General features: G+C 47.8%; 6 protein-coding genes and 1 rRNA gene. 3 read left to right on the top strand and 4 right to left on the bottom strand.

The annotated features are described in order from the left end of the window. A 16S ribosomal RNA gene (locus tag KBW69_RS22870) occupies positions 1–220 on the bottom strand; the annotation flags it as partial. A gap of 624 nt (positions 221–844) precedes the next feature. Further along, positions 845–2,251, bottom strand: a complete 1,407-nt coding sequence (dacB, locus tag KBW69_RS22865; protein WP_257282418.1) for a D-alanyl-D-alanine carboxypeptidase/D-alanyl-D-alanine-endopeptidase — start codon at positions 2,249–2,251, stop codon at positions 845–847. Between the two features lie 448 nt (positions 2,252–2,699). On the opposite strand from dacB, the gene KBW69_RS22860 reads away from it, so the two are divergent. The 3 genes from KBW69_RS22860 (at position 2,700) to KBW69_RS22850 (ending at position 7,805) form a co-directional block, all read left to right on the top strand. Then, the gene (locus KBW69_RS22860) at positions 2,700–5,078 is read left to right on the top strand and encodes an ATP-binding protein (protein WP_257282417.1); all 2,379 of its coding nucleotides are present in this window, start codon (positions 2,700–2,702) and stop codon (positions 5,076–5,078) included. Positions 5,079–5,302: 224 nt separating this feature from the next. After that, a complete protein-coding gene (locus KBW69_RS22855) occupies positions 5,303–6,910 on the top strand; it encodes a hypothetical protein (protein ID WP_257282416.1) in 1,608 nt (535 codons plus the stop codon). A gap of 259 nt (positions 6,911–7,169) precedes the next feature. Beyond that, positions 7,170–7,805: a histidine phosphatase family protein gene (locus tag KBW69_RS22850; protein ID WP_257282415.1), complete on the top strand. Its 636-nt coding sequence runs from the start codon at positions 7,170–7,172 to the stop codon at positions 7,803–7,805. A gap of 55 nt (positions 7,806–7,860) precedes the next feature. On the opposite strand, the gene KBW69_RS22845 is transcribed toward KBW69_RS22850, so the two are convergent. Both KBW69_RS22845 and KBW69_RS22840 read right to left on the bottom strand, forming a co-directional pair. Next, complete coding sequence (locus KBW69_RS22845) at positions 7,861–8,460, bottom strand: cupin domain-containing protein (protein ID WP_257282414.1); 600 nt, start codon at positions 8,458–8,460, stop codon at positions 7,861–7,863. 81 nt (positions 8,461–8,541) lie between these two features. Further along, positions 8,542–9,096, bottom strand: a 555-nt coding sequence (locus KBW69_RS22840) for a transposase (RefSeq protein WP_257282413.1), incomplete at its 5' end; no start/stop codon positions are given.

Genomic DNA, 9,096 nt, shown 5'->3' with positions numbered 1-9,096 from the left:
AGCGCAAGGTCCGAAGATCCCCTGCTTTCCCTCTTGAGGCGTATGCGGTATTAATCCGGATTTCTCCGGGCTATCCCCCACTACCGGGCAGATTCCTACGTGTTACGCACCCGTCCGCCGCTCGTCAGCAACTAGCAAGCTAGTCCTGTTACCGCTCGACTTGCATGTGTTAGGCCTGCCGCCAGCGTTCAATCTGAGCCATGATCAAACTCTTCAGTTTAAATCGTTTTGTCAGCTATTCCGAAGAACAAGCCAACGGCTCAATCTTGCAATTAAACGTCACATTTATTGAACTGTCTGTGAAGACAGTAGAATTAACGAGTATGTTCGCTTGCTTGATCAGCATTTAAATCATTCCAGAGCAAAGCTCTGTTGACCGATGCCATTCGCACAAGCGCCCACACGAATTGTCTGATAATTTGTTAAAGAACGAGGTTAAAACAAGGAGCTTTTAACCAGCTGAATCAGCGGTCAGCGCTGTTCAGCGAGGCACACATATTACCTTGGCGCCGTGAGTTGTCAAGCGATCATTCTTTTCAATGAGACACGCTTTTCAACTCGCTGTGACCGCACCTGCTTACCCAGTAAGCGTTGCGTTTCCGTCTCAGCGGCGGTGCATTGTACGCTGTTCGACCCGATTGTCAATCACCGTTTTGAACAGTGTTTCAATGGATCGCTGCGTGCTCGTCATGAACGTTTCCTTCTGAGCCATGCCCAGATCAGTGGAGGCGCATTTATTATTCCAGGATTGGAGATAGCAACAGCGGCATAATCCTACGACGAATGTCGCTGACTGATTCATGAAAGGTAAAGGAAACTTCGAAAACGGGGAAGAAAATTTGATTTAAACCTTTCCTTCCCTGGTCAAAGCTTTTAGAAACGAACGACGGAAGCTTCTGATATCTTTGCGAAAAGCTTTCATTTGTTCACGACTGGCAGGTAGAGGCGGCATCAGACCGTTGAGGATCACAGCGAACACCAGAGGCTTTCCATCAGACTGGAATACATAACCAGCGACACTGCTTACACCACTCATATAGCCGGTTTTGAACCACATTTCCTTGCGATCACGAGCGCTCAGCCAGGGGCTTCTTTCTCCCCATCGTGACCAGCCAAACATCAGGATATCAACCAAAGTTGACGCACTGATAAAGTTGTATCGGGAAAGCCCTGAGCCGTCTACCAACCTGCTGGTTCCAAAGCCTACACCTTTACCTCCCAATACTTCCCGCGCTGTTTGAATACCGGAGGCGTAGGACCCTGGCTTGCCAGAGGTTTCGTAACCCACCGTCTTCAAAATGCTGTCAGAGTATAAGTTGTCAGAATTTTTCAACACCGGCTTTAGCAGCTGAGGCAAAGACTCAGACCTATGCTCTGCCAGGACAAAAGGCATATCCAAATCAGGACGACCCACAATCACTCTGCCTCTTAATTGGATATCTTTTTTTTGCAACTGGTCTTTGATGTATCGCTTAACCGCCCTCTCAACATCATTCACAGAGAAAGCGAGGCGGACAGGCGCTGATTTCGGACTGATGCAGCCCTGTAGACGATATTCTTGTTCCGTTGAGGGGCGGACTTCAAGCTGACAGCTCTTTTCAGAACGGGTACGTACCTGGTTATCAACAGCCAGAAACCAGTCTGACTGATCGTATTGGATGGTAGCTGTGGAACCTTCTTTTTTACCCGGCTTCAGCCAGCCATAGAAACAGTTTCGATCCAGAATCATGGCCGCTGCCGGCGCGGCAAAGCAGATATTCAGATCATCCCAGCTCACCCCACCAGCACGGTCATAACCTGAAAAAACTGCACCATCGAGCCAGAGATCACCATGAATCGATTTGATCCCGCGCTTTTTCAGCCGGTTAACGAGCTCATCCAGATGCTTCCGCTTTAAAGAGGGATCGCCACTGAACACAAGAGCCACCGGCCCATTGATGATACCTTTTCGAATAGGTCCGTTCCGAGTCACCAGCTGGGTGGTGTATTGAAATTTATCGCCCAGAACCTCGTAGGCCAGTGTAGCCGTCATTACTTTCAGAACACTGGCAGGCACCAGATTATGATCGGCCCCCTGTTCAAAAATAACCCGGCCACTGGCAGGGTCCTTAACCTGGATAGAGTGAACACTACCCGTAGGCAAACTTCCCACCAGTTTCTGCAATTCTTTAACCACTTGCGCTGAAGCCTGAGCACTGAGTGATGCAAAAATAAAGAACGCTGTTAGCAGGCATGACAGAAATCTTAACATGATGACCTCAATTTCCTGGCAACCTCAGAGGACCTTCGGAAAGATGCATACACGAACAACCCGATACTAATGCACAACTTTCTATTGTGAAGCAATCGGACAATTTTTTCTCGACGTCACTTCAACTATCGCAATGAATATCTCATCGTTTAAGTTAACGCTATTCCTCAGAAAATGAGAAGCACGTTCTTGTAACAAATAACCGTTAAAAAAGCTGCTTTTATCCTCCAACCTTAATTGGCAACAGAATTCATGACAGTGGGATAAAAAAAGCATTATGCTATCCCTACGGGTTATCCGAAGAGACTGATGACCTGACAGCCTACCGGCTAATGGTTTTTCCGGGAGGTTAACAATCCATCAAAGTAGAGCTGCTTTTGATTGATCATTTCAACGCTCTGCAACATACAAGTAATTCAGAGAACTCATTAGTTAACGGCAGGCCTTAGTGAAAAAGCTTAAACTTTCAACCAGTCAACTCATTGCGAAACAGCCGGTCAAAGAACTTGGGTTCAAGTCCACCGACGATCTTGAGAAATACGTCGGCATCCTCGGCCAGGAAAGAGCAACCAGCGCCATTCAGTTCGGCGTCGCCATGCATCGAACGGGCTACAACATCTATGTAATGGGGGAGTCCGGTACGGGAAGGATGTCCTATCTGAGAAAATACCTGGAATCTGAAGCCAAGCGCCAGACGCCACCAGACGACTGGATTTACATTAATAACTTCGACAATACCCGTGAACCAAAGATTTTAACGCTTCCGGCAGGCGCGGGTGAACCTTTACAGAAAGACTTTGACCAGTTTATTGACAGTCTCATGCTGACCTTTCCGGCCGCCTTTGAAAACCCGACTTATCAGCAGAGGAAAAGCGTCATTGAGCGCGACTTCAACCGAAGCTACGACCACGTCATTGATCAGATTGAACAAGAAGCCCTGAAGCGGGACATAGCCCTATTCCGCGAAGCCGGTTCCCTCAGCTTTACCCCTATGCATCAAGGTAAGGCTATGGACGAGACGGAATTTGCCCAGCTTCCGGATAAAAAACGGTCCAAATTTAACAAGGATATCAGTGAACTGGAATCTATACTGAACGACTCACTGGTTGAACTGCCCCAATGGAAACGAGAGTCCAACGAAAAGCTGCAGAAGCTTAATCAGGAAACCATTGATCAGGCTCTGGAGCCTCTGCTCAAGTCACTGAAAAAAAAGTACAACAATCACAAGTCGGTAATAGAATATCTTGAGGCGGTTAAAAATCACCTGCACCGAACTGTGATTGATATTCTTGCTGACGACCGCAATATGGAGTCCAAGGATGACTCAACCAAACGACAGTCTCTGGTTGAACTCTATGCACCTAACCTGCTGATTGGTCACTCTGCCAGCGGTGCTGCGCCTGTCGTGTATGAGTCCCACCCTAACTACAAGAACTTGTTTGGTCGTATTGAATACGCCAGTGAAATGGGCGCTCTCGTGACCAATTACCGACAGATTTGCCCTGGTTCTCTGCATAAAGCCAATGGCGGCTATTTGTTGCTGGACGCTAACAAACTGCTGGAAGAACCTTTTGTCTGGGAGGCGCTAAAAAGAGCCCTGAAAGAGAGAGAGCTGACCATTGAATCTCCATACTCAGAGATGGGTCTACTTAATACCATCACCCTGAATCCGGAATCCATCCCTCTCAGCGTCAAGATCATCCTTGTCGGTTCCAGAGATATTTATTATCTGCTGCAACAGCTTGATCCGGATTTCCATGAAATATTCAGAGTTCTGGTCGACTTTGATGACCGGATTGCCAGAGACAAGGAATCGGTACATGCTTTTGCACAGCTGTTAAAAAACCGGGCAGATGATGAAAACTATCCGGCCCTGACGGCTGCTGCTGTCGCCCGTCTCGTCGAACACAGCTCCAGAATGGCTGAACACCAGGGTGAAATTTCTGCCAAGATCGGTGATCTGTTCGACCTGTTGGCAGAAGCAGACTTCATTCGTCGTATGAGCCGTGGCCGCAAGATCAACAACGAGCATGTTGATCGGGCTCTGGCCGCCAAGTCTGAACGCACTGGCCGAGTCAGCCAGCAGATTCTCGATGAGATGATTGAAGGCAGTATCCTGATTGATACCGAAGGAGAAAAGATCGGTAAGATCAACGGGCTCACTGTCATGTCCATTGGCGATACCAGTTTTGGTTCTGCAGCTAGAATTACGGCTGCCGTTTATCCTGGATCCCAGGGCATTGTAGATATTGAACGGGAAGTTTCCCTGGGTCAGGCCATCCATTCCAAGGGAGTCATGATCCTGACCGGCTATCTGGGCAGCAAATACGCCCAGAAGTTTCCCCTGGCTATCTCAGCCAGCCTGACTATGGAGCAATCCTATGGCTACATTGACGGTGACAGTGCAACTCTGGCTGAGCTTTGCTGCCTGGTATCCGCTCTGACCAATACACCTATCAAACAGGGCTTTGCCGTCACCGGCTCCATGAACCAGCATGGCGAAGTTCAGGCTATTGGCGGTGTTAATGAAAAGATTGAAGGCTTTTTTGATCTATGTAACGCCCGTGGCCTGACGGGTGAACAAGGTGTCATTATCCCTGCCACAAACCTCCGAAACCTGATGCTTCATCAGAAAGTCGTCGATGCCGTAAAAGCTGGCACTTTCAGTGTTTACGCGGTCAATCATGCTGACGAAGCTATGGAGCTTCTGACCGGCTGCAAGCCTGGCACACTGAACAGCCGTGGTCAGTACACTAAAGACTCCATCAATTACAAAGTTCTGGCTCGTCTGAAAGAAATCTCTGAACTCTCCAAGGAAGGCAGCTGATGATAAACGCGCTTGACCGACTATAGTGGGTCAAGCGCGTTTATCGTGGGTGTAAATCCTGAATTCAGGAACCATCAGTCTCTGGGTAAAGCGCTTTTTCTACAACTGTTTTGACACATGGGCAGAATCATGTGCCTTCATTTCGAGCTCGCGCATAACTTGTGTGGAGAAGTATAAATACAACGTCTAGGCTTCTCACCTACATTTTTTTCAAAGTTTATCACATGATTAAGCTGCAGCCTTTGCTGGCTCGATTCATCGTTCCAGTATTATGCCTGAATGTTTTGAGTCTGATGGCCGAAACATCGACTCAATCTCCAACCACAATCTTTTCACCTTCCCCACTGCTAATGACAGTATCGTGTAACTCTCTTCTTGATCCGACGATGCTTTCACGGCAAACGACGGGGGTTCAGCAACGACTAAAAGTGGATTCAGCATTTGTTAACAACCGACAGTGTATTATTCTCAGTGCCAACCCGGCAGAAAATTTAAATGAATTGATAGAACGGATACCTGAGGACACCGTTATATTACTCTCCTCCAAAACGGTCACTCCAACGACAGCTTCTCCATCCATTGCTCCTGTACTTACAACAACGCCTGTGTTCGCTTCAACCCCGGTTGAATACTTTGTCAGCAGTGCCATACGTTTGAAGAACGGTCAGGACATTCTTGGAGCGGCTGATCTGGGTTTCGCTATCATCAGGAATCGGCCAGCATTTAAAGACAAATATATGCTCGGGATCGGAACCACCGACGACTTCAAGCCTGACGAAACAAAAAGCAGCCGAATACAATACATTGCCTTTCGGCCAACCCGAGAAAATAACCGCCTCTCAATTGACTCCATTGTTTTTGCAGAGTGCTACAACCGGAAACTGATTTTAGCCGCAAACGATATCCATCTTTCTGTCCGGGCTGCGGTTGTTCTTGATTGCAGGAAGTCCCTGGATGCATCTGCCGATGATCGGATGCGGGGCCCGGGCTTGCAGATTTACGGAAACCTGATCGAAGGTAAAAAATACAGCACGATTCACAACCCTTTGCCCCATTTAATTCCGGACATGGGGATATTGATTCATCTACCTGGCATCAGAAACCAGACAGAACAATTAATCGTTATATCGAACACTTTTATGGGCAATATGGCACAAGCGGGTGAGTTTAGAATGGCTCCCGGAAGCAGCATGGACGTTATCGAGAATGAAGTCGACATTTCCAATGTCGGCTTCACTCGTCGCAACCCTTCTCGCAAAGGTGCTTTTGTTCTTGCCGGGGTCAAAGATACCGAAGGTTCTGGGGCGGTCGAAGCAGGTCTTCCCCGTTTTTACATGATTGATAATTACATCAAAGCAACACGGACGGCCATCACCGTCTGGGGAGGACTTGAACTGAACCTGGCTTGTAACCGCCTGCAGGCAAGCAATCCATGGTGGCAACCCCTGAACCAATCCAGCCTGAAAGCAGTCCACAAATCACTGGAAGATCTTCGCCAAAAACTGGCCGAACATAAAGCATCTGACCTGTGCCACAGTTATAAGATTTCAAGCGTTGTCATGCCAACACCCACCCCTTATACAAGCAACCCGATGGTGAATACCTGGATCGCTAACAATCATTCCACTTCTACTGCCTGCAATGGGCTGGTCAACCTTGAAGGTCAGCTATTCTTTGAAACAGAAATCTGCCAACCGGTCACTCCGCCCACAGCTTCGAATACAGGCGCAGCCCTGAGTAAAGAAACACGCTACCGTTATTCAGCAGGTGCTGCCATTGTGACTTCTGCTTTGGGTGTGGTGGCCACTCTGGCTGTATTATTGACTCTATAGCCTGAGCTCATTCGTCCTCCGTATAGAGAGTCAGGACGATTGAGTCTAAACTGCGCCTATTTAGAAAAACAGCAAGCCACTTATATTCCAGATTGCACCAGGCACAAACCCAATAAGTGACATTTCGCTACCCATGTGCGCTTTCGTCATAATACCGAAATATATTTCACTTATTCTGTGTTGATCAGCACTATTGTCGAGAGATAGTGATTCGATACATTACCTCTCCCAAAAAATTGTCGTACAACATTTAATTAATATGCCTAAAAAGTCATTGATTGCCTTGTTAAGTCTGGCAGTTTCAGTATCAGCCACCTGGTTGCATTTGCAGCCAGAGCCTACGGTTAGTCTGGCTGAAGACGAGAAGAGACTGCTTGATCTACAGACTCACTGGTACCAAGGCAACGTCGTAACACTGGTCAGACACGCTGAACGCTGTGACCGCTCTGACAACCTGTGCCTTGATGGAGCAACAGGCATCACAGTTCCGGGTAAGGCAGAGGCTATTGCCGTCGGACAAAAATTTGATCATCTGCCCAATCGGACAACCGTCGTCTATAACAGCCCTGTCAAACGAACCCATCAGACTGCTAACCTGATGTTTGGTGAGAAAGCCACCAGTCAAGACTGGTTACGTGAAGGCTGCAAAGAAAACCTTTATGAAGATATTTTCAAATACAAGGAAGAAGGCAAAAATCTGATTCTAGTGACCCATAGCACCTGTATCGACAAGTTGGGTGAAGCTCAAAATAATGACCTCGTGGCCATGGATATACACGACATGTCTACATATAACTCATCCATATTCCTTGCCGTCAGTAAGGAAGAAAAAAACGCCTATACCCTGGGCTATCTTTTCGCTGATGAATGGGACAAGGCATTTAACAAAATTTAAGCCATCAGCCAATGCATTACCGATGAACATAGCACTGTACGTTTTCTCATTGCCTTCACCGTGTCAGTCGCTCAATCAGAGCAGCGTGCTGTGGAAAATGACTCAGCAGTTGCGTAGCTGAAGGCATTTCAAAATCAGCGAAATCAAAGCCCGGTGCAACGGTACAACCAGACAGAACGAATGAGGAGGAGTCGTTCACTTCCACCGCAAAAAGGCAACCGGCAGTCACGACAAACTGCGGAACCTCTCCGTTGTAAATATCTCTTCCAAGTATTGCCGCACAATAGTTGCCATCCGGAGCTATGACATGGATGGTCAGCGATGCACCGTCATAGAAGTGCCAGATTTCATCTTGCTGGATACGATGAAATGCTGAAAAATCGTTTCCCTCAAGCAAATAATAAATGGCCGTCGAAAAGTTTCGCTCCCCGGAAAACCGATCCGGCAGGCCATCTCGGGCTACCACTTCATCGGAGCGATAAGTTTCCCGAAAAAAACCGCCCTCTGGGTGAGGCTGAAGCGACAGTGCCTCAATCCAGCCGTTCGCATCCTTCACTACAAACACTCCTTTTTGGTGTAAGGCTTTATAGTGAGCTAACCCGGATCGTTCGTAAAGCTCAGGCGCATTAACTTTCCATGCATGGCATTTTGACATCCTCTCGCCCCTGAAGGAGCGAGATTCCCGTTAGTCACCTAAAAGGCTTCCTGTTTCAACACGCCTTCCCTAGATGGTTGCTTACGCAGCCATCCCCGTTCCAGTCGCTCCACAGGCTAACCCCGCCAGCCCGGCGGTTTTAATATTAATGGCTGCATTAATGTCCCTGTCGTGATGGGTTTCGCACTCTGGGCACCTCCATTCACGAATAGACAACGGCAGACTTTCATGAACAAACCCGCAACCAGAGCAACGCTTGGAGCTTGGAAAGAATTGGTCTATCTGTACAACCTTTCTTTCTGCCCACACAGCCTTGTATTGCAACTGTCGGACAAATTCTCCCCAGTTTGCATCGGCAATATGCTTCGCTAGTTTTGGATTCTTAATCATGCCCTTCACGTTCAGAGACTCTACACAAACCACTTGGTTTTCGTTAATCAGTTTGCGGGATGCCTTGTGAGTGGCATCCATCCGGCAATCGACGATCTTGGCATGAAGGCGAGCAACCTTGAGCTTTGCTTTGGCTCTGTTGCTGCTGCCTTTCTGCTTTTTTGACATCTGACACTGGAGGTAGGCAAGCTTTCGCTCGTAACGTTTGGTATGCCTTGGATTACCGGATTTTTCACCGTCTGAAGT

The sequence above is a fragment of the Endozoicomonas sp. ISHI1 genome (assembly GCF_024606225.1).
GTDB lineage: Bacteria > Pseudomonadota > Gammaproteobacteria > Pseudomonadales > Endozoicomonadaceae > Endozoicomonas_A.
The sequence above is the reverse complement of the archived record's forward strand: the minus strand, read 5'-3'. Positions and strand labels throughout refer to the sequence as shown.

What these genes read in the sequence shown, in the direction of transcription:
- dacB (WP_257282418.1), bottom strand. Translation starts at nt 2,251, where the DNA reads ATGTTAAGATTTCTGTCATGCCTGCTAACAGCGTTCTTTATTTTTGCA.
- KBW69_RS22855 (WP_257282416.1), top strand. Translation starts at nt 5,303, where the DNA reads ATGATTAAGCTGCAGCCTTTGCTGGCTCGATTCATCGTTCCAGTATTA.
- KBW69_RS22850 (WP_257282415.1), top strand. Translation starts at nt 7,170, where the DNA reads ATGCCTAAAAAGTCATTGATTGCCTTGTTAAGTCTGGCAGTTTCAGTA.
- KBW69_RS22845 (WP_257282414.1), bottom strand. Translation starts at nt 8,460, where the DNA reads ATGTCAAAATGCCATGCATGGAAAGTTAATGCGCCTGAGCTTTACGAA.